Genomic DNA, 20,428 nt, shown 5'->3' on the forward strand with positions numbered 1-20,428 from the left:
CCCGCTTCGGCCCTCCCTCCATGCTTCGCCATCTCGATGCTGGCCAATTCCAAAGCGTACGGGCCGCCCCGGATTGCGACAAGCCGCGAAGGGCCTGCCCGGTGCTGCCCGAATGACCGATCGTACACCTGTTCTAACTGGCACGTCAGGGGTGGTGGCGCGGAGCCGACCCGGGTCGCCCGGCAGCGCCGCCGCGACCGGTACCGTCTAGCCGTGACCGATCTGGTGCGGGCCTCGGGCCCGGTGGTGATGGGCGTCCTCAACGTCACACCGGACTCCTTCTCCGACGGCGGACGGTACGCCGACCTGGACGCTGCCGTCGGACACGGCGTCCGTCTGCGTGACGCCGGCGCGCATCTGGTCGACATCGGTGGCGAGTCGACCCGTCCGGGAGCAGACCGGATCGACGCCGCGACCGAGGCCGAGCGGGTGTTGCCGGTCATCCGCGAGCTGACCGCGGCCGGCGTGGCGGTAAGCGTCGACACCAGTCGCGCACGTGTCGCGGAGGCGGCCCTGGCCGCCGGCGCGGCGGTGGTCAACGACGTCTCCGGTGGCCTGGCCGATCCGGACATGGCCCGCGTGGTCCGCGACGCGCACTGCCCCTGGGTGCTGATGCACTGGCGGGGGCACTCCCGAGCGATGCGCGAGTTGGCCACATACACCGACGTGGTGGTCGACGTCCGGGCCGAGCTGGCCCAACGGATCGACGCGGCGCTGGCCGCCGGGGTCGCCGCCGACCGCCTCGTCGTCGACCCCGGCCTCGGTTTCGCCAAGACGGCCGCGCACAACTGGGAACTCAGCGCCCGCCTGCCGGAGCTGCTGGACCTCGGCTACCCGCTGCTCTTCGGCGCCAGCCGTAAGTCGTACCTCGGCGGGTTGCTCGCCGGCCCGGACGGCGTGCCGCGACCGACCGCCCAGCGGGAGGCGGCCACCGTGGCCACAAGCGTGCTCGCCGTCGCCGCGGGCGCCTGGGGCGTACGCGTGCACGACGTGCGGGCCACCGCCGACGCACTCGCCGTCTGGGCCGCGACCGGCAGCCCCCGCCTGGCCGCACCGGCGCGCGACAAGCGGCGTGCGCACCACGATCACGAGCATGAGGTACGACGATGACGACGGACCGGATCCAGCTGACCGGGCTGCGGGCGCGCGGCCGACACGGGGTGTACGACTTCGAACGGGCACAGGGGCAGGACTTCGTGGTCGACGCCGTCCTCGAACTCGACCTCGGCCCGGCCGCCGCCACCGATGACGTCACCGCCACCGTGCACTACGGCGAGCTGGCCGAGAGCCTGGTGGCGGTGGTGACCGGCGAGCCCGTCAACCTGATCGAGACCCTGGCCGACCGGCTCCTCGCGGTCTGCCTCTCCGACGAACGGGTCGACGCCGCGACGATCACCGTGCACAAGCCGGAGGCGCCGGTGCCGCACACCTTCACCGACGTGGCCGTCACCATGACCCGGACGCGTGCCAGGTGACCCGGGCCCTCCTCTCGCTCGGCAGCAACCTGGGTGACCGCCTGGAGCACCTGCGTACGGCAGTCGCCACGCTCGGCGACGCGGTGCTCGTGCTCTCCGGGGTGTACGAGACTCCACCGTGGGGCGACACGGAGCAGCCCGCGTACCTCAATGCGGTGGTGCTCGCCCAGGACGAGAGCGCGACCCCACGCGACTGGCTGGAGCGGGCCCGCGACGCGGAGCGCGCGGCCGGCCGGGTCCGTGACCCGCGGCGGCGGTTCGGGCCGCGCACCCTCGACGTGGACGTGATCATGGTTTGGGGTGACGACGACGAGCCGGTGCTCAGCGACGAGGAGGAGCTGACCCTGCCGCACCCCCGGGCGCACCTGCGCGCCTTCGTGCTGCGTCCGTGGATCGACATCCAGCCGTACGGTCGACTGCCCGGTCACGGCTGGCTGACCGACCTGCTGACCACCGGCCCTGCGGCGGAGGACGCGTTGCAACTGCTTCCCCGGCCGGAGTTGGCGTTAGAGTCGACGGCATGACCGAGCGGAACCGGCCGGCGTGACGCAGGCGAAGCCCCCACCCCGCGGGTCGGGCCCGGATCGGTCCCGGATGGGGCCCACCCGCATCTCGACCCTGGTCGTGGCCGGCCTGGCTGCGGCGGCGACTGCCTGGCTGTTGATCAGCAGCCTCTACTACAGCGGCATTCCCCGGCTGCCCTGGCTGCCGGTGGTGACGCTGGCCGGCCTCGCCGTGCTGGAGGCGTACGCCGCGATCAACACTCGAGGTCGGATCGAGCGCAAGCCGGGCCGGGACCCGGTCAATCCGCTGATGGTCGCCCGCTTCGTGGTGCTGGCCAAGGCGTCGGCACTTGCCGCAGCGATCTTCGCGGGCTTCTACGCGGGGCTCACCGGCTGGCTCTTCGTGGAGACCACCCGCGCCGCGCTCGACGACCGACCGGCCGCCGGTGGGGGCCTGCTCGCCTCGCTGGCCCTGGTCGGCGCGGCCCTCTGGCTCGAACGTTCCTGCCGCGTGCCGGAACGCCCGGACGACGAGCGCGAGCAGGACCCACGGGAGAGCCGCCCCGGCCAGCGCTGATCAGGGGGTTACGCCCGGCTGCGGGCGCGGGTACGGTGCCTGCGATCGGGGAGCAAGGGCCGCCCAGGGTCCGTCCGCGCGCCGGACTGGGGACGGCCGGCCACTGGGGAGGCGGCGTCATGGGGTACGAAGAAGCGGGCCGGGATCGGTCGCCCGAACCCTCGTCGGGGGTGCCGGCCGCCGTACTTGAGAACGTCTTCGACGACCCCACCCACGGTGAGCCCGGCCGGGACCGGATCGGCGTACACCTGGGGTGGGAGCTGCTGCTGCTGGCCGGGTTGGCGGCCGTGAGCTGGTTGCTCTGGCAGGAGGACCCGGCCGCCGTGCGCGACGGCAACCTGCGCACGCTGCTGATCGACGCGGTCGGGCTGGGGCTGCTCGCCCTGGCCGCCGGGCTGAGCCTGCGTACGGCCGCACCGAACCTGGCCGTCGGCCCGGTCGCGGTGGCGGCGGCCCTGCACTACGCGGAGCAGGGTGACCGGGGCCTGCCGGCGTCGATCGGCCCGGCCGTGGCGGTCGCCGCGGTGGGCGGGCTCGTGCTGGCGCTGGTCGTGGTGGTGCTGCACGTGCCGGGCTGGGCCGCCAGCCTGGCCGGCGCCGCCGCGGTCGTGGTGTACATCGAACGCCGGTCGGCCCCCGTGCTGGTGCAGGGCGACTACGACCCGTCCAGCAGCGCCGGGTACCTCTTCGCCGGCTTCGCCGCGGTGGCCGTCCTCGGCGGGTTGTTCGGCGCGATCCGGGCGATCCGCCGGCTCGTCGGCCGGTACCGACCGATCGCCGATCCGGCCCGTCGGCGAGGCGCGGTGGCCGCCGTGGTGACGGCCGTCGCGCTCGTCGTCTCCACGGTGCTGGCCGCTCTCGCCGGTGTGCTGCTCGCCGCGAACGACCCCGGGCCGGTGGCGCCCACCACGGGGCTGGACTGGACGGTGCTGGCGATCGGCGTGGCGCTGCTCGCCGGCACCAGCGCGTACGGCCGCCGGGGTGGCGTGTTCGGCATGGTGCTGGCGGTCGGCCTGGTCACCGTCTTCCAGGCGTACGCGCCGGAGCGCGGGTGGACGCTGAGCAACTGGGTGGTCGGCGGTGCCGCACTCGGCGTCGGGCTGCTGGCGACCCGGCTTGTCGAGACGCTCGGGCGGCCCCGACCGGGAGGCCCCGAGCGGCTCGAACCGGTAAGCGACGGCACGATCAGCTCGGGCTGGACCATGCCGCAGCCACAGCCGGTCGACAACTGGCCTCCCACCGTGCCGACCCAGGCCGCGCCGCAACCCGTCGACCCGTGGCGGGACCCCCGGTGGGAGGACGGCCCACGGCGGTGGGACACCGACGAGCGGTGAGCCCGTCGCGTCCGCCGAGCCGGAGCTGATCTCGACCGTTAGGCTCGGCGACATGACCGACACACCTGCCGCCACCCCCGGCGGAACCTCGTTCCAGGAGCTCGACGCGCTGTCCACCGAGGAGCTGCGGGAGCGGGCGTTCGCCCTGGCCCGGGAGCGGCGGGACGTGGGGTTCTACTGGTCGGTGCTGCGGCACCTGCCGAACGCGGACGAGGCCACCGTGCTGGACGGCGCCCCTAACTCGATCGGCCCGACGATCGACGAGGCCAACGCGCTGTGGCGGGAGCTGACCGGCCACGGCTACGAGGAGTCGGCGCCGCTGCTGCGGGCCGCCTTCATCGACTACCTGATGAAGCACTGAGCCGCTCGGGGCAGCCCAGGTCCACCCGCGCCACCGGCTCGGGGCCTGGGCGGATCACGTCGTTCCTGCACCGCTCCGGCCCGGTCAGCCGCTACGGCACGGCCGCCGGCACCGGCGCTCTCGCCGTCCTGCTGCTTGTCGGCATCGGTGGCAGTCCGGCGTACACCGGCTGGGCCGCCACCCTGACCGACCCGGGGTCGGCCGGCGCCTTCTACGCGCGCCTGCTGGCGTGGCCGGCCTGGCGGCTCGACGCGGACGGGCAGGCTGGCGGGTTGTTCGCCGCCGACCTGCGGGCCGTGCTGCTTGTGGTCCTCGCGGTGGCCCTGCTCTACCTGTTGCCCGCCGCCCAGGTCGCGCGGGTGCCCGGCCCGGTCAGCCAGTTCTTCTCGGGCTGGGCCGCGTACGTGCTTGCCGGCGGCCTCGCCGCCGTGCTGGCGGCGCTGCTCGGCCCGGCACCGTCGCTGCTGGGCGCCCTCCAGGACGCCAGCGCCGGTGCCGGTTACGGCTTCCTCACCGGCTGGATCATCGGCATCGCCAGCCTGGGCGGTCGAGCCTGACCCGAGCCGGTCGAGCCTGGCCCCGGGGTGGGGTCAGCTGGTCGGGCGGCCCAGGTCGAGGAGACGCTGTCGGCTGAGCGCGCCCACCGGCCGGCCGGCATCGGTCACGAGGAGCCGGTCCCGGCCCGAGGTGAGCAGGACCGCCAGCGCGTCGTACGCGGTGCCGTCCACCGCGACCGTGGGCAGGTCCGCCGTGGCGTCCTCGGGCACCGGCTCCAGCGCCTCGCGGTCCAGTGGGGTGACCGCCAGCCGGCGGATGCCCCGGTCGGCGCCGACGAACTCGCGTACGAAGGGGGTGGCGGGTGCGCCGAGCAGCGCGGCCGGTGTGTCGTACTGCTCCAGGTGCCCACCCTCGGAGAGCACCGCGATCCGGTCGCCGAGCCGGACCGCCTCGTCGAGGTCGTGGGTGACCAGCACGATCGTCTTGCGCACCTCGGCCTGGAGGCGGAGGAACTCCTCCTGGAGGCGGGCCCGGACGATCGGGTCGACAGCCGAGAACGGCTCGTCCATCAACAGCACCACCGGGTCGGCGGCGAGCGCGCGGGCCACCCCGACCCGCTGCCGCTGGCCACCCGACAGCTCGTGCGGGTAGCGACCGCCGAACTCGGCCGGGTCCAGCCCGACCAGATCGAGCAGCTCGTCGACCCGGGCTCGGGTCTGGCCCTTGGGCCAGCGCAGCAGGCCCGGCACGGTGGCCACGTTGGCCCGTACCGTCTGGTGTGGAAAGAGACCGACGTTCTGGATGACGTACCCGATGCGGCGGCGCAGTCGCACCGGGTCGACGTCGGTGACGTCCTCGTCGCCGAGCGTGATGCGACCGGCGGTCGGTTCGATCAGACGGTTGATCATCCGCAGCACTGTCGACTTGCCGCAGCCGGACGGGCCGATCAGCACCACCAGCTCGCCGGCCCGGACGTCCAGGCTGAGGTCCCGGACGGCCTCGGTGCCGTTCGGGTAGCGCTTCTGGATGCCGGTCAGGGAGATCGACGCCGCGCGAGGGGATTGGGCCACGTCGGCAGCCTCCGGGGTAACGTCCACGTATGTCCTTCCGCCTGAGCTACCGGGCCGACCCGGGTAACCCCTGGTTCTCCTGGCAGTACGTGCGGGACAACTCTGACACGATCCTCGCCGCGGTGCGTGAACACGCCTCCCTCACCGGGCGAGCGGTGTTGATCGCGGTGCTGATCGCCCTGCCGTTGTCCGTGCTGGCGTACTGGGTCCGTCCGCTCGCCGGCCCGATTCTCGCCGTCAGCGGGGTGGTCTACACCATTCCGTCGTTGGCGCTCTTCGCGTTCATCGCCCCCTACCTGGGCACCGGGACGACCACGGTGCTCGTCGGGCTGGTCCTCTACGCGCTGCTGCTGATCGTGCGCAACGTGGTGGCCGGCCTCAACCAGGTGCCTCCGGAGGTTCGCGAGGCCGCCGAGGGCATGGGTTACGGCAGGTGGCGCCGGCTGTTCCGGATCGACCTGCCGCTGGCGCTGCCGGGCATCGTGACCGGCGTACGGCTGGCGACCGTCTCGACTGTGGCGTTGGTCACGGTCGGGGTGCTGGTCGGGCACGGCGGGCTCGGGCAGTTGATCTTCGCGGGCTTCCAGAACAACCTCTACAAGGCCGAGATCATGACCGCCGCCCTGCTCTGCGTGGCACTCGCGGTCGTGCTCGACCTGCTGCTCATCCTGGTCGCCCGACTGGTGACCCCCTGGTCCACCCGGAGGGCACGGTGACCGTCGCGGCGAACCCGATCGGTCAGGCGATCACCTGGATCAACGACCCGCTGAACTGGACCAACCCGGGCGGCATGCTGGACCGGCTCGGCGAGCACCTGACGATCTCGGCCCTCGCGGTGGCGCTCGGTTGCCTGGTGGCCTGGCCGCTCGGGCTCTGGCTGGGGCACCTCGGTCGAGGCGGCGGCCTCGTGGTGCTGGTCTCCAACGCCACGCTTGCCATCCCCACCCTGGCGCTGTTGACAATCCTGCCGGTGGTCTTCGCCAGCGGCTTCGGTAAGACCCCGGTCGTGGTGGCACTTGCCGTCTTCGCGGTGCCGCCGCTGCTGGCGAACGCGTACACCGGGGTGCGGCAGGTGGACCCGGAGGCCCGCGACGCGGCCCGGGGGATGGGTCTGTCCGGCGGGCAGCTGCTACGCCGGGTGGAGCTGCCACTCGCGGTGCCCTATCTGGCGGCCGGTTTCCGCACCGCGGCGGTGCAGGTGATCGCGACCGCGGCGCTGGCGTCCTTCGTCAACGGCGGCGGCCTCGGCCAGATCATCCGGACCGGCTTCGGCATCGGTATCGCGGCCGGCGGGGGGCAGATCGTCGCCGGCGGTGTGCTGGTGGCCGGGCTGGCCCTGCTCGCCGAGGTGGTCCTCGGCGGTGTCGAACGGCTGGTCACCCCCAAACCACTGCGGCGCGGCCGGCAACGCTCGGGGCGGCCCCGGGCCGCAGATGCCACCGGGAGCGCCTGACCCGTCCGGGTGAGCCTGCGTCGAGCCGCCGACCCCCGCCCGTCCGGTCGGTGACGATGAGGTGACGAAGTCCATCCCAGGTTGTCGGTCGGCTGCGGAGCATGTTGGGTGGATATTCGCGGGCGGCCGACAGTCAGGATCGCCCGTCGGACACGCGGCCGGCCCGGGACGGGTCGCGCCGGGACACGGAAGGCGGGCACATGCGCGCACGTACACGTCTGGCGATCGGGGCGGTAAGCGCCGTCGCCGGGGCAGCACTCCTCACCGGCTGCGGGGACGCCGGCTCGTCCGGCACCGACGCACCCGCGACCAGCGCCTCCGGCGCCGGGTGCGCCCCGGTCGCCGGCCAGCAGCTCATCGCTCTGCAGGACGACAAGAAGCTCCAGAACTCCGACAACGTCATTCCCGCGGTCAACAGCAAGGCGGCCAACCCGCAGCTGATCGCGGCACTCGACAAGGTCTCCGCCGCGCTCGACACCCCGAAACTGATCCAGCTCAACAAGGCCGTCAACGAGGACCGCAAGACCCCGAAGGTGGCGGCCGAGGAGTTCGCGTCCGCGAACAACCTCACCGCGGGCATCGCCAAGGGGCCGGGCGGCGACATCACTGTGGGCGCCGGTAACTTCGCCGAGAGCCAGATCCTCGGCGAGTTGTACCGGATCGTGCTCAGCTCCGCCGGCTACCAGGTCAAGGTGCAGCAGATCGGCAACCGGGAGCTCTACGAGCCCGCGCTGGAGAAGGGCGAGATCCAGGTCGTCCCCGAGTACGCGGCGACCATGGCCGAGTTCCTCAACACCAAGGCCAAGGGCGGCACTCCTCCGCCGATCTCGTCGCCGGACATCAACACGACGGTCACCGCGCTCAAGGCCGAGGGCGACAAGGTGGGCATCACCTTCGGCACCCCGGCCGCCGCCCAGGACCAGAACGCCTTCGCGGTGACCCAGGCCTTCGCCGACAAGTACGGCGTGCGGACCCTCTCCGAGCTGGCGGCGAAGTGCTCCGGTAGCGCGACCGTGCTTGGTGGCCCGCCGGAGTGCGAGCAGCGTCCGTTCTGCAAGCCGGGCCTGGAGAAGACGTACGGGCTGTCGGTCGGCAAGTTCTCCTCGCTGGACCAGGGCGGGCCGCTGACCAAGAGCGGGCTGCGCGACGGCTCGATCAGTGTGGGCCTGATCTTCTCCTCGGACGGTGCCTTCGCCACCAGCTGAACCCCTACCGCACGCGCTCTCGACGCCCCCGCCCTCGACCGGGCGGGGGCGTCCGCGCGTCCCGGGGACCCCGTTCCCTCCGACGGATTACGTGGGTAGGCTGCACATCCATGCCAGCCCCGGCCACCTCTGACGCCCGGCGTCAACCCGCACTGCTGACCATGCTCTTCTGGGCGGGCGTCGCTCTCGCGCCGGTGGCGGCGCTGATCCTGTTGGTGGCCGACGGCAACGGTCCGCTGCGCTTCGCCGCGGTGCTCGCCATCGTCTCGGTGGTGCTGATCGGCCTCTCCATCGCGCTGCGGCCCGACGGCGAGGGCGACTCGGCGCGGGCCGACGAGCTGTTGAACGAGATCGACGGTCTTCGCCGGGAGTTGCGCGGCGAGATCGGGGCCGCCGCACAGCGCGGTAATCAGGCACTCGACCAGGCGCAACGGGCCCAGGAGGCGATCGCCGCCCTGCGCCGTCGCCTCGACGCCACAGGTGCCGCCCTCGCCGGTGCCGCACCCGCAGCCGAGCCGGCAGGCACCGGGCGGGCGCGGGTCTCGGCAGTCGAGCCGCAGGTGGACGACACCCCGGCGGCCCGAAGCCGGGTTCCGGTCCCGGGCGACGCGCCGGCCGGCCGCGCCCGGCCGTCCAGCCCCGACGACGCGCCCCGGTGGGGGCGCTCCGAGCACGCGGACGACGACGAGCCGGCGTACGCACGGGAGGCCCCCGCGCCGCCAGCAGGTGCCGGGGTGTACGGCGGCGAGCGTCCAGCCGGGGTGTACGGCGGCGAGCGGCAGGCCGCCACCGCGTACGGCTCACCCCGCCCTCGGGAGCACGACCGACCCGAGCCGACGCACCGGCCAGGGGTGGTCCGGCACACCGAGACCGTGCACGTCACCACCCGGCACACGGTGGTGGACGGCGGCGCGGCCGAGTCGGCTGGGCGCTACGGCGGCGGGTACGCCGGTCAGTGGACCCCGCCCGCGCAGGAGTGGACCCGGGGCGGCGACGCGGACGAACGACCCCGTCCGGCCGGACGAGCGAGAAGCGCCCCGGAGGACGGCTCCAGGGCCGGGTACGGCGACGAGCCGGGCTGGGCGGGCCGCCGCGACGAGCCGGAGTGGACCGATCGGCGTGACGCGTACGCCCAACCTGACGCATCCGCCCCGGCGGCCCGTTCGCACCGCACACCGGAGCGGCCGGTGGCGGGCTCCTGGGACGGTCCGGATGATCGGGCCTGGTCGGAGCAGCGCGACCGGGCGAGCGCCGCAGCGCCGCAGCCCGGACCGCCGCTGCGGGCCGACGACACCGGCGAGTACTGGTCGCAGCTGCGGGCCGGTGACCGGTGGGCCGCCGTCCGCGACGACGAGAACGGCCGTGAGATGCGGGTGGGCGAACGCCGGGCCGAGGTGCACGCCGACGCCACCGGCACCGAGTACCGGGTGGCCGACCGCTGGGCCGCGGTCCGTCACGAGGAGCCACGCCGCCACGAGGACGCCGGCCGCTATGACGACGCCGGCCGATACGAGGACGCGGGCCGCTATGACGACGCCGGCCGATACGACGACGCCGGCCGATACGAGGACGCCGGCCGATACGAGGACGCCGGCCGCTACGACGACGCCGGCCGCTACGACGACGCCGGCCGATACGAGGAGCCGCGCCACGACCGTGATGGTGGCCGGCGGGCCGAGCAGGGTAGGCCGGCGCTGCCGGTGGGTGGTGTGCCGGTGCCGGACGAGTGGCGTCCACCGCGCCAGCGCGGCCACCAGGCGGAACCCGCGCCGGAGCGGGTCGGCCGACGGCGGGTCGACGAGAGTTACGGCTACCCGCCCCAGGACGACGTGCCGCGTGCCGGCGGCGCTCCACCCGCCGACCGCTGGCGGTGACCGGTCAGGCGGCCCAGGTCACTTGTCGATGTCGCCGACCACGAAGAACATCGAGCCGAGGATCGCGATCAGGTCCGGGACCAGGCAGCCGGGGAGCAGGGTGGCCAACGCCTGCACGTTCGCGTACGAGGCGGTGCGCAGCTTCAACCGCCACGGCGTCTTCTCGCCCCGGGACACCAGGTAGTAGCCGTTGATGCCGAGCGGGTTCTCCGTCCAGGCGTACGTGTGCCCCTCCGGTGCCTTGAGCACCTTCGGCAGCCGGGTGTTGATCGGTCCGGTCAGCCGGTCCACCCGGTCCAGGCACTGCTCGGCGAGGTCCAGTGACGCGTACACCTGGTCGAGCAGCACCTCGAAACGGGCGTGGCAGTCGCCAGCGGTCTTGGTGACCACCGGCACGTCCAGCTCGTCGTAGGCCAGGTAGGGGTCGTCGCGGCGCAGGTCCAGGTCGAGCCCGGAGGCGCGGGCCACCGGCCCGGACGCCCCGAACGCGGCGGCGTCAGCGGCGGACAGCACCCCCACACCCACGGTCCGGGCCAGGAAGATCTCGTTGCGCCGGATCAGGTGGTCCAGGTCGGGCAGCCGCCGTCGTACCTCGCCGATCGCCGCCCGGGCCCGCCCGGTCCACCCGTACGGCACCTCCTCCTTGAGGCCACCCACCCGGTTGAACATGTAGTGGATCCGGCCGCCGGAGACCTCCTCCATCACCGCCTGGATGGTCTCCCGCTCCCGGAAGGCATAGAAGATCGGCGTGATCGCCCCGATCTCCAACGGGTACGAGCCGAGGAACATCAGGTGGTTGAGCACCCGGTTCAGCTCCGCGAGCGCCATCCGCAGCCAGGTGGCCCGCTCGGGCACCTCCATGCCCATCAGGCGTTCCACGGCGAGCACCACGCCCAGCTCGTTGGAGAACGCCGAGAGCCAGTCGTGCCGGTTCGCCAGCACGATGATCTGCCGGTAGTCCCGTACCTCGAAGAGCTTCTCCGCCCCCCGGTGCATGTAACCGACGATCGGTTCGCAGGAGACCACCCGTTCGCCGTCGAGCACCAGTTTCAACCGCAGCACACCATGCGTGGAGGGGTGCTGCGGGCCGATGTTCAGCACCATGTCGGTGCCGAGCTGCTGGTCACGGGTGCCGGCGACCAGGCCGGCGCCGGTGCCGACGGTCAGTTCGCGGAGGGCCCCGGCGTCGGTGGTCATGCCCGTCATCGTGCCACGGCCGACCCGAGCGAGATGCCTACCGGCTGCCGCAACCACAGGTGCCCGCCGAGCCCGCCCACGTCGGTCAGCTCGGCCACCGCCGACGCGGCGGCCAGCGCCCGCACGTAGCCGACCGGGTCGGTACCGGCCAGGCTGAGCGGTGGTCGCCCGCCGTCGGCCCCGAGCGCCCGCAGCGCCTCCCGCTGCAAGACCAGGGAGTACGCGCACCGCGCCACAGCCGCACCAGCGGAGGCGACCGAGTCCATGGCCACGTGCGCGGTGACATCACTCGACCCGTCGGGCACCGGAGGCACCTGCCGCCCACCCCGGTACCCGGTCAACGTCCCGTCGACGGGCCGTTCGTCCCGCAGGTGCCCGTAGTCGACCGCCACCGCCAGCCCTCGACTGACGTGTCGTATCGCGTCGGCCCAGGCCTCGTCCCGTGGTCTGCCGATCTCCGCTCGCTGATTCGTGCCTGTCGAGCTGTGGGGCCACCACCTGGTGAGCCAGTCAAGATCTTCGGGGCTGACCGGTTCGCCGATCGTCTCCGCGCCGCTGGTGGGGTCGACAAGTACGTAGCGCCAGCGATCTTCGGTGTGCACTGCCACGTCGAGGGGGATGTTGTCGAGCCACTCGGTGGCGATCAACAGTCCGGTGATCTCGTCTGGGATCTCGGACACCCAGTTGATCTCTTCAGGCACGTTCTCCGGGCGGGGTGCGTACTCGACCGCTGTGAAGCGCACGCGTTCGGCGAGCGACGGACGGACAGGAACCCCCACCGCAAGCCCGGCGAGAGCCCGCAGCAGCTCACCCCGCCCGGCCCCCACGTCGACCACGTCCAGGCGTGGCGGGTGACCGAGGGCCGCGTCGATCTGCGTGAGCAGCCGCAGCAGTGCGGTGGCGAAGGCCGGGGAGGCGTGCACGCTGGTACGGAAGTGCTCGGCCGGGCCGCTGCCGCTGACGAAGAAGCCGCCCGGCCCGTAGAGGGCCCGGCTCATCGCGTCCCGCCAGGTGATCGACACTTGTCAACTCCGAGTCCACGGTGCGCGTCGCGCGGTGATCAGGTGATGAAAAGTAGGTGAGAAACGACTCCCGCGCCTACTTTTCATCACTTGATCAAGGGAGGGGCGCGGGGGCTTCGGCCGGTGGTGAAGGTTTTCACACATGCTTGTCCGGGTTCGGTGGGCCGGGCGCATACTTGCGATCGACCGGTACCCCTTCTCGAGGACTGGATCGTCGTCATGAGCGCACCGTTGCGCCCGCGTCCGGCCGCCCCACCCGGGCCTGCCGCACCGTGGGATCGCGCCGTTCCCGGCGCCCGCGCCACCTCCCGTCTGCTCACCGTCGGTGTCGTTGGCGCCGGTCGGGTCGGCGCCGTGTTGGGCGCCGCGCTCGCCGCCGCCGGGCACCGGGTGGCGGCCGTCTCCGGCGGCTCCGGAGCCAGCCGCGCCCGCCTCGCCCTGCTGCTGCCCGAGGTGCCCCGCCGCCCGGTCGCCGCGGTGGCCAAGGCTGCCGCTGACCTGCTGCTGATCGCGGTGCCCGACGACACCCTGGCCGGTGTGGTGGCAGACCTCGCGGAGCGGGGTGCGCTGCACCCGGGTCAGATCGTCGCGCACACCTCGGGAGCGCACGGCCTGGCCGTGCTGGGTCCGGCCGCCGCCGTCGGCGCGCGACCGCTCGCTCTGCACCCCGCGATGACCTTCACCGGTACGCCTGACGACCTGACCCGGCTGGACGGCATCTCGTACGGGGTGACCGCCCCGGCGGAGTTGCGCCCGCTTGCCGCCCGGCTCGTCGCCGACCTGGGTGGCGTGCCGGAGTGGGTGGCCGAGTCGGATCGTCCGCTCTACCACGCCGCGCTGGCCCACGGCGCGAACCATCTGGTGACCCTGGTCAACGAGGCGACCGACAGGTTGCGTGACGCCGGGGTGTCCCGACCGGAGAAGGTGCTCGCCCCCCTGCTGCGGGCCGCCCTGGAGAACGCGCTGCGGCTCGGCGACGACGCCCTGACCGGGCCGGTCTCCCGGGGCGACGCGGGTACGGTGCAGCGGCACCTGGCCCGGTTGGCGGCCACCGCACCGGAGTCCGTGCCCGCGTACCTGGCGCTGGCCCGTCGTACCGCCGACCGTGCGATCGCCACCGGCCGGCTCCGGCCGGTGGACGCACAGTCGCTGCTCGGAGTGCTTGCCGACAGCAGTCGGGAGGTGGCGGCGTGAGCGCGAGGAGTGAGCCGATCTTGCGAGCCCCGCAGTCGCGAACCGAGGCAAGGCTATGACCCAGGTGGTGCACACGCGCGCCGAGTTGGCTGAGGCCCGCGCCGGGCTGAAGGGCACGGTCGGGGTGGTGATGACCATGGGCGCCCTGCACCCCGGGCACGAGACGCTGCTGCGCGCCGCCCGGGAGCAGGCCGACCACGTGCTGGTGACGGTCTTCGTGAACCCGTTGCAGTTCGGGCCGAACGAGGACTTCGACCGCTACCCGCGCACGCTCGACGCCGACCTGGAGGTGTGCCGGCGGGCGGGCGCCGATCTGGTCTTCGCCCCGTCGGTGGCGGACATGTACCCGGACGGGCAGCCTCGCGTACGCCTCGACCCGGGTCCACTGGGCGGGGAGTTGGAGGGGGCGAGTCGCCCCGGCTTCTTCCACGGCGTACTCACCGTGGTGCTGAAGCTGCTCCAGCTCACCCAGCCGGACCTGGCGTTCTTCGGTGAGAAGGACTACCAGCAGCTCACCCTGGTCCGGCGGATGGCCCGCGACCTGGACGTGCCGGTCGAGGTGGTCGGCGTACCGACCGTCCGGGAGCCGGACGGGCTGGCTCTCTCCAGCCGTAACCGCTACCTGAGCGGGCCGGAGCGGGCCGCCGCGTTGAGTCTGTCCGCCGCGCTGCGGGCCGGCGCGAGGGCCGCCGACGACGGCCTGGACGCGGGGGCGGTGCTGACCGCCGCGCACGCCGCGTTCGGCGCGGGTACGCCGGGTGCCCGCCTCGACTATCTGGTGCTCACCGATCCCGAGTTGGAGCCGGGGCCGGTGTCCGGGCCGGCCCGGCTGGTGATCGCCGCCTGGGTGGGCGCCACCCGTCTGATCGACAATGCGGCGATCCAGCTCGCTCCGCGCCCCTGACCCGGCCGCACCACCCTCCACCACGAAAGGCCCTTCCGATGTTGCGGACCATGCTCAAGTCGAAGATCCACCGAGCCACGGTGACCCAGGCCGACCTGCACTACGTCGGTTCGGTGACCGTGGACGAGGATCTGCTCGACGCCGCCGACCTGCTCCCCGGCGAGCAGGTGGCGATCGTGGACATCACCAACGGCGCCCGGCTGGAGACGTACGTGATCCCGGGCGAGCGGGGCAGCGGCGTGATCGGCATCAACGGTGCCGCCGCGCACCTGGTGCACCCGGGTGACCTGGTCATCCTGATCTCGTACGGGCAGATGGACGACGCCGAGGCCCGGTCCTACCGGCCGCGGGTCGTGCACGTCGACGCCGACAACCGGGTGATCGAGTTGGGTGCCGACCCGGCCGCGGCGGCGCCCGGCACGGCCGGGGACCCGGTACCCAGCCCGCTGGCCGTGTCCGGAGTCTGATCCCGCGTACCGTGATTCCGGTCTGTTACCGGAAGGTCATTTCCGGTTACCCTGGGCACGCTGGCGGAAGCCGGTCGGTGGCTGGGGGAGGCCGCGATGCGCCGTGCCATGACGACCCTGTTCGCCACTGCCGTGACGGCAGTGCTGCTGGTGGGCTGTGCCGGTTCCGGGGGCCTGGACGGCGATCTGACCGACGACTGGGCGGCGTTGCCGGCGCCGTCGGCGTTCACCCCGGCGGCCGGGGTGTGCCACGCCGCCGACTTCACCGATCTGGTCAGCCTGGCGAGCTACGAGCCGGTGGACTGCGCCGGCCCGCACCGACTGGAGACCGTGCACGTGGGCGCGTTCCCGGTCGAGCGGACGACAGCTCCGGCGGGTGGTTCGGCCGAGTTGCAGGGAGCGTTCGCCGAGTGCGACACCCGGGCGACCGGCTACGTCGGTGACGACTGGCGGTCGGGTCGGCTGCGGCTGTCCGTGGCGTTGCCGAACGGGCCGGGCTGGGCTGCGGGTTCCCGGTGGTTCAGGTGCGACCTCACCGAGCTGACCACGGTCGAGGCGGCGGCGACAGTGGTGGTCCGGTCGGGCAGCCTGCGGGACGCGTTGAAGGGGACCACCGGGCTGCGTCTCGGCTGCCAGCAGGCCCGGGGTGGCGCCGGTCGGGGTGTGCAGACACTGACCCCGGTGGAGTGCGGCAAGCAGCACGACGCCGAGTTCGTCGGGGTGTGGCGTGCACCGGCGATGGCGTACCCGACCCGGGAGGCGGACTGGGTGCCGCTCTACACGGGTTGTCGCAGCGTCCTCGCCCGGTACGCGGGCGTGCCGGACGACGCCAGACTGCGCTTCCGCAGCGGTGTGGTGGTCCGTCCGCCGGGAGCGGGGCGCTGGAAGGTGGGCGATCGGGGGGTCCGGTGCTACCTGTGGCTCAGCGACCGCACTGTGGCCGCCTCCCTGAAGGGCGCGGGTCCGGCTGGTCTGCCGGTTCGGACGAAGTGACCACCGGTTGACTGTCGACGCGGTTCGGCGGGCGCCGGACGGGGTCGCCCAAAACACTCGTCCCGCCCCCGCCGCCCCGGGCGAGGATCGTTCGGGTTGACTGGGGGGATGGACCTTCCGACCGTCGACCTGCCTGCCCTGCCCGCGCTGCTGGCCGCGCCCGCGCCCGGCTGGGTGGAGACCACCGACGTGATCGTGGTGGGTTCCGGCGTGGCCGGGTTGACCGCGGCGCTGCACCTGCGTGAGGCGGGTCTGCACGTCACGGTGGTCACCAAGGTCAATATCGATGACGGCTCGACCCGGTGGGCGCAGGGTGGCATCGCCGCCGTGCTCGACCCGGCCGACGCCCCGGCCGCGCATGCCCGGGACACCGAGGTCGCCGGGGTCGGGCTGTGCGACCCGGCGGCGGTCCGGGTGCTTGTCGAGGAGGGCCCGACCCGGCTCCGTGAGCTGATCCGGATCGGTGCCGAGTTCGATCGACACCCGGACGGTTCGCTGATGCTGACCCGCGAGGGCGGTCACCGGGCGGACCGGATCGTGCACGCCGGCGGGGACGCCACCGGCGCGGAGGTGCAGAGGGCACTGCACGCCGCTGTGCAGCGCGACCCGTGGATCCGGCTGGTCGAGCACGCCCTCGTGCTGGACCTGCTGCGCGCGCCGGGCGACGGCCCGGACGGGCTCGGCAGGGCCTGCGGAATCACCCTGCACGTGTTGGGTGAGGGCAGCGAGGACGGCGTCGGCGCGTTGCTGGCCCGTGCGGTGGTGCTCGCCACCGGCGGCATGGGGCAGATCTTCTCGGCCACCACCAACCCGGCGGTCTCCACCGGGGACGGGGTGGCGTTGGCGATGCGCGCCGGCGCGGCGGTGACCGACGTGGAGTTCGTCCAGTTCCACCCGACCGCCCTGATCACTCCGAGCGGCGCAGGGGTGCCGGGGGCCGGGCACGCGCAGCAGCCGCTGGTCTCGGAGGCGCTGCGGGGTGAGGGCGCGTACCTGGTGGACGCGGACGGCAAGAGGTTCATGGTGGGCCAGCACGAGCTGGCTGAGCTGGCGCCCCGGGACGTGGTGGCCAAGGGCATCCACCGGGTGCTGCTGGCCACCGGCGCGGACCACGTCTTCCTCGACGCGCGGCACCTGGGCGGCGACTTCCTGGCCGGTCGGTTCCCCACGATCGTGGCGTCCTGCCTGGCGATCGGCGTGGACCCGGCGACCGACCTGATCCCGGTGGCACCGGCCGCCCACTACGCCTCCGGCGGGGTCCGGACCGACCTGCGGGGCCGCACCTCCATTCCGGGCCTGTACGCCTGCGGCGAGGTGGCCTGCACGGGCGTGCACGGCGCGAACCGGCTGGCCAGCAACTCGCTGCTGGAGGGTCTGGTCTTCTCCCGTCGGATCGCCGAGGACATCGCTGCCGGCCTGCCCGAGCAGGTCCAGCCGGCGGACACCGGAGCCTGGCGTGGGGGTGCGGGCTGGGTGTTGCCGGCGGAGGTGACGCCGACCCTGCAACGGGCGATGACCCGGGGGGCCGGGGTGCTCCGATCCGCGGCGACGCTCGCCGACACGGCCGGGACGCTTACCGAGCTGGGCGTCGCCCGGGGTCGGCCGCGGACCGCCGACTGGGAGGCGACGAACCTGCTCACCGTGGCGTCGACGCTTGTCGCCGCCGCGTACGCCCGCGGTGAGACCCGGGGTTGCCACTGGCGGGAGGACTTCCCGACGGCCGACGAGCGGTGGTTGGGCCATCTGGTCGGGGCGGTCGGGGCGCAGGGCCGGGTGACGCACCAGTGGGAGGAGCAATCATGACGGAGTCGACGGAGACGGTGTTGCGGGCGGCCGGGCTGGATCCGGCGCACGTACGGCGGGTGATCGAGGGCGCGTTGGTCGAGGACCTGGGCCCGGACTTTCTCGACGTCACAAGCGTGGCAACCATTCCGGCCGAGCAGACCGACACCGCCGATCTGGTGGCCCGTGCGGACGGGGTGGTGGCCGGGATGGCCGTGGCCGCAGCCGTGTTCGAGCTGGTGGGGGAGGTGACGGGCTTCGGTCGTACCGTCGAGGTGTCGGTCCTGGCCCGCGACGGCGAGCGGGTGGCGCGCGGCGACGTGCTGGCCACGGTGACCGGCCCGACCCGGCTGCTGCTGACTGCCGAGCGGACGGCCCTCAACCTGCTCTGCCGGATGTCCGGGGTGGCCACCCACACCCGGGCCTGGGCGGACGCCCTCGCCGGCACGAAGGCGATGGTGCTGGACACCCGCAAGACGACACCGGGCCTGCGGGCGCTGGAGAAGTACGCGGTGCGCGCCGGCGGTGGCACCAACAAGCGGATGGGCCTCTACGACGTGGCCATGATCAAGGACAACCACAAGCTGGCGGCCGGCGGCATCACGGCTGCCTACCGGCGGGTCCGGGAGGCGTTCCCGGAGGTGCCGGTGCAGGTCGAGGTAACCACCGTCGACGAGGCGGTGGAGGCGGTGGAGGCCGGGGCGGACTTCCTGCTCTGCGACAACATGACGCCCGAGGTGCTGGCCGAGGCGGTGGCGGCGGTGGGCGACCGGGCGGAGCTGGAGGCGACCGGCGGGCTGACCCTGGAGGTGGCCGGCCGGTACGCGGCCACCGGCGTGGACTTCCTCTCGGTGGGCGCGTTGACGCACTCGTCGCCGATCCTGGACATCGCGCTGGACCTGCGCACGGAGTAGTTGTCTAGGCTGCGTGCGTGCTGCTCTGCATCGACATCGGAAACACCAACACCGTGCTGGCGACCTTCGACGGCGACAAGCTCGCGCACTCCTGGCGGATCAAGACCGACGCCCGTTCGACGGCGGACGAGCTGGGCCTGATGTTCCGGGGTCTGCTCGCCGGGGACAACGTCGAGATCACCGGTGTGGCCGCCTGCTCGACGGTGCCGGCCGCGCTGCGGTCGCTGCGCACCATGCTCAGTCGGTACTACGCCGACCTGCCGAGCGTCGTGGTCGAGCCGGGAGTGCGGACCGGGGTGCAGTTGGCGATCGACAACCCGAAGGAGGTGGGTTCCGACCGGGTGGTGAACACCCTCGCCGCGTACACCCTCTACGGCGGGCCGTCGATCGTGGTGGACTTCGGCACCACCACCAACTTCGACGTGATCAGCGAGCGCGGTGAGTTCCTCGGCGGTGCGTTCGCCCCGGGCATCGAGATCTCCTTCGACGCGCTGGCCGCCCGGGCCGCCCAGCTGCGCAAGGTCGAGGCCACCAAGCCCCGATCGGTGATCGGCAAGAACACCGTGGAGTGCCTCCAGGCCGGCCTGTACTTCGGCTTCGCCGGGCAGGTGGACCGGATCGTCGAGCGGATGACCGAGGAGCTGGGCGAGGTGCGCGCGGTCATCGCCACCGGCGGCCTCGCCTCCCTGGTGATCAACGAGTGTCGCAGCATCACCCACCACGAGCCGATGATCACGCTGATCGGCCTGCGGATGGTCTACGAGCGCAACCTCTGACCCGGCCGCCGTCGAGCGCCGGCCGCCGCCCGGGGCCTCAGCGCCGCCGGGCGCGCAGCACCAGCGTGCGGTACGGCAGCTCGATGGTGTCCCGCCCGGCCAGGGCGGGGTGGCTGTTCAGGAGTTCGTCAAGTTCCCGCTCGACCCGCCGTTGGTCCTCGCTGCTGGCGGTGAGCCAGTACGAGCGGGTGCGGACCATGCCGAGTAGCTCATCCGGCGCCAGCGTGGTGCGGTGCGCGAACTCGCGCTGCTCGATGGCGTCGAACGCCGGGCCGAAGTCGGTGTACTCGCTGATGACATGACGCGCCGACTTGTCCCCGAAGTGGGCGATACGACCCAACTCGGCGACCCAGTCGACGCTGTCGTCCCGGATGTTCCAGATGGGGGCGAAGATGCCGCCGGGACGGAGCACCCGGGCGACCTCGGCGTGCGCCAGCTCCCGGTCGAACCAGTGGTACGCCGTCCCCGCAAGCACCGCGTCCGTGGCCGAGTCGGGCAGCGGCACGGCCTCGGCGCTGCCCGCGAGCGCCGTCGTGCCCGGGGTGCTCGCGGCGAGCTGGGCCCGCATCTCCGGATCGGGTTCGACGGGTACGACCTCGTGGCCCAGGGCCAGCACGGCGCGGGTCAGGATGCCGGTGCCCGCCGCGAGGTCGACCACCCGGGCTGCGCTCAGCCCGTCGAGGGCCCAACGGACCGCACCTTCCGGATAACGTGGTCGCAACCGGTCATATTCGCTCGCGGCGGCACCGAACGACAGGGCGTGAGTGTGATCGACCATGGCGGGCAGGTTATCCCGTAACGGCCTCCGGCGCGCTTGAGTACGCTCGGC

22 protein-coding genes are annotated in these 20,428 nt (G+C 73.0%); 18 read left to right on the forward strand and 4 right to left on the reverse strand.

Going from position 1 to position 20,428, the window contains the following annotated elements; genetic code table 11:
* Positions 1–213: 213 nt before the first annotated feature.
* The 7 genes from folP to ACWER9_RS03375 all read left to right on the forward strand — a co-directional run bounded on the left by folP (position 214) and on the right by ACWER9_RS03375 (position 4,807).
* Positions 214–1,110 (forward strand): dihydropteroate synthase, encoded by an 897-nt coding sequence (gene folP / locus ACWER9_RS03345; RefSeq protein WP_452300247.1) that lies wholly within the window; start codon positions 214–216, stop codon positions 1,108–1,110.
* A complete protein-coding gene (gene folB, locus ACWER9_RS03350; RefSeq protein ID WP_452300248.1) occupies positions 1,107–1,475 on the forward strand; it encodes a dihydroneopterin aldolase in 369 nt (122 codons plus the stop codon). The genes folP and folB overlap by 4 nt, the downstream gene beginning before the upstream one ends.
* The gene (folK, locus tag ACWER9_RS03355; RefSeq protein ID WP_452300249.1) at positions 1,472–1,999 is read left to right on the forward strand and encodes a 2-amino-4-hydroxy-6-hydroxymethyldihydropteridine diphosphokinase; all 528 of its coding nucleotides are present in this window, start codon (positions 1,472–1,474) and stop codon (positions 1,997–1,999) included. The genes folB and folK overlap by 4 nt, the downstream gene beginning before the upstream one ends.
* A 70-nt stretch (positions 2,000–2,069) precedes the next feature.
* The gene (locus ACWER9_RS03360) at positions 2,070–2,555 is read left to right on the forward strand and encodes a DUF3180 domain-containing protein (protein WP_452300250.1); all 486 of its coding nucleotides are present in this window, start codon (positions 2,070–2,072) and stop codon (positions 2,553–2,555) included.
* Between the two features lie 119 nt (positions 2,556–2,674).
* Complete coding sequence (locus ACWER9_RS03365; protein ID WP_452300251.1) at positions 2,675–3,889, forward strand: ABC transporter permease; 1,215 nt, start codon at positions 2,675–2,677, stop codon at positions 3,887–3,889.
* A 52-nt stretch (positions 3,890–3,941) separates the two neighbouring features.
* Entirely contained in the window at positions 3,942–4,250 is a 309-nt protein-coding gene (locus ACWER9_RS03370) for a hypothetical protein (protein WP_357354270.1), read from the forward strand.
* Entirely contained in the window at positions 4,166–4,807 is a 642-nt protein-coding gene (locus ACWER9_RS03375) for a hypothetical protein (RefSeq protein ID WP_452300252.1), read from the forward strand. The genes ACWER9_RS03370 and ACWER9_RS03375 overlap by 85 nt, the downstream gene beginning before the upstream one ends.
* Before the next feature lie 33 nt (positions 4,808–4,840).
* Here ACWER9_RS03375 and ACWER9_RS03380 read toward each other — a convergent pair whose 3' ends face one another.
* Positions 4,841–5,845, reverse strand: coding sequence for an ABC transporter ATP-binding protein (locus ACWER9_RS03380; protein WP_452300253.1), 1,005 nt, complete (start codon positions 5,843–5,845; stop codon positions 4,841–4,843).
* 2 nt (positions 5,846–5,847) lie between these two features.
* On the opposite strand from ACWER9_RS03380, the gene ACWER9_RS03385 reads away from it, so the two are divergent.
* From ACWER9_RS03385 to ACWER9_RS03400, 4 genes are all read left to right on the forward strand, one after another.
* Positions 5,848–6,534 carry an ABC transporter permease gene (locus tag ACWER9_RS03385; protein ID WP_357354264.1) on the forward strand — a complete coding sequence of 229 codons (687 nt, stop codon included), beginning with the start codon at positions 5,848–5,850 and terminating at the stop codon, positions 6,532–6,534.
* Positions 6,531–7,271: an ABC transporter permease gene (locus ACWER9_RS03390; protein WP_452300254.1), complete on the forward strand. Its 741-nt coding sequence runs from the start codon at positions 6,531–6,533 to the stop codon at positions 7,269–7,271. The genes ACWER9_RS03385 and ACWER9_RS03390 overlap by 4 nt, the downstream gene beginning before the upstream one ends.
* 200 nt (positions 7,272–7,471) lie before the next feature.
* Positions 7,472–8,476, forward strand: a complete 1,005-nt coding sequence (locus ACWER9_RS03395) for a glycine betaine ABC transporter substrate-binding protein (RefSeq protein WP_452300255.1) — start codon at positions 7,472–7,474, stop codon at positions 8,474–8,476.
* A gap of 110 nt (positions 8,477–8,586) precedes the next feature.
* Positions 8,587–10,350 carry a hypothetical protein gene (locus ACWER9_RS03400; protein ID WP_452300256.1) on the forward strand — a complete coding sequence of 588 codons (1,764 nt, stop codon included), beginning with the start codon at positions 8,587–8,589 and terminating at the stop codon, positions 10,348–10,350.
* Positions 10,351–10,368: 18 nt separating this feature from the next.
* Here ACWER9_RS03400 and ACWER9_RS03405 read toward each other — a convergent pair whose 3' ends face one another.
* Positions 10,369–11,556 carry an NADH-quinone oxidoreductase subunit D gene (locus ACWER9_RS03405; protein ID WP_452300257.1) on the reverse strand — a complete coding sequence of 396 codons (1,188 nt, stop codon included), beginning with the start codon at positions 11,554–11,556 and terminating at the stop codon, positions 10,369–10,371.
* A complete protein-coding gene (locus tag ACWER9_RS03410; RefSeq protein WP_452300258.1) occupies positions 11,553–12,569 on the reverse strand; it encodes an SAM-dependent methyltransferase in 1,017 nt (338 codons plus the stop codon). The genes ACWER9_RS03405 and ACWER9_RS03410 overlap by 4 nt, the downstream gene beginning before the upstream one ends.
* A 219-nt stretch (positions 12,570–12,788) precedes the next feature.
* Between ACWER9_RS03410 and ACWER9_RS03415 the strand changes: the two genes are divergently transcribed.
* The 7 genes from ACWER9_RS03415 (at position 12,789) to ACWER9_RS03445 (ending at position 19,599) form a co-directional block, all read left to right on the forward strand.
* The gene (locus tag ACWER9_RS03415; protein ID WP_452300259.1) at positions 12,789–13,763 is read left to right on the forward strand and encodes a Rossmann-like and DUF2520 domain-containing protein; all 975 of its coding nucleotides are present in this window, start codon (positions 12,789–12,791) and stop codon (positions 13,761–13,763) included.
* Positions 13,764–13,818: 55 nt separating this feature from the next.
* The gene (gene panC, locus ACWER9_RS03420) at positions 13,819–14,667 is read left to right on the forward strand and encodes a pantoate--beta-alanine ligase (protein WP_452300260.1); all 849 of its coding nucleotides are present in this window, start codon (positions 13,819–13,821) and stop codon (positions 14,665–14,667) included.
* A 38-nt stretch (positions 14,668–14,705) separates the two neighbouring features.
* Positions 14,706–15,134, forward strand: coding sequence for an aspartate 1-decarboxylase (gene panD, locus ACWER9_RS03425; RefSeq protein ID WP_354994570.1), 429 nt, complete (start codon positions 14,706–14,708; stop codon positions 15,132–15,134).
* A 96-nt stretch (positions 15,135–15,230) separates the two neighbouring features.
* Positions 15,231–16,127 carry a septum formation family protein gene (locus ACWER9_RS03430; protein ID WP_452300261.1) on the forward strand — a complete coding sequence of 299 codons (897 nt, stop codon included), beginning with the start codon at positions 15,231–15,233 and terminating at the stop codon, positions 16,125–16,127.
* Positions 16,128–16,235: 108 nt separating this feature from the next.
* Positions 16,236–17,930, forward strand: a complete 1,695-nt coding sequence (locus ACWER9_RS03435) for an L-aspartate oxidase (RefSeq protein ID WP_452300262.1) — start codon at positions 16,236–16,238, stop codon at positions 17,928–17,930.
* Positions 17,927–18,823: a carboxylating nicotinate-nucleotide diphosphorylase gene (nadC, locus tag ACWER9_RS03440; RefSeq protein ID WP_452300263.1), complete on the forward strand. Its 897-nt coding sequence runs from the start codon at positions 17,927–17,929 to the stop codon at positions 18,821–18,823. Before ACWER9_RS03435 ends, nadC begins: the two co-directional genes overlap by 4 nt.
* Before the next feature lie 17 nt (positions 18,824–18,840).
* On the forward strand, positions 18,841–19,599 hold the full coding sequence (locus ACWER9_RS03445; RefSeq protein WP_452300264.1) for a type III pantothenate kinase: 759 nt from the start codon (positions 18,841–18,843) through the stop codon (positions 19,597–19,599).
* Positions 19,600–19,636: 37 nt separating this feature from the next.
* On the opposite strand, the gene ACWER9_RS03450 is transcribed toward ACWER9_RS03445, so the two are convergent.
* Positions 19,637–20,377 (reverse strand): class I SAM-dependent methyltransferase, encoded by a 741-nt coding sequence (locus ACWER9_RS03450; RefSeq protein ID WP_452300265.1) that lies wholly within the window; start codon positions 20,375–20,377, stop codon positions 19,637–19,639.
* Positions 20,378–20,428: the final 51 nt, after the last annotated feature.

The sequence above is a fragment of the Micromonospora sp. NPDC003944 genome (genome assembly GCF_053605225.1).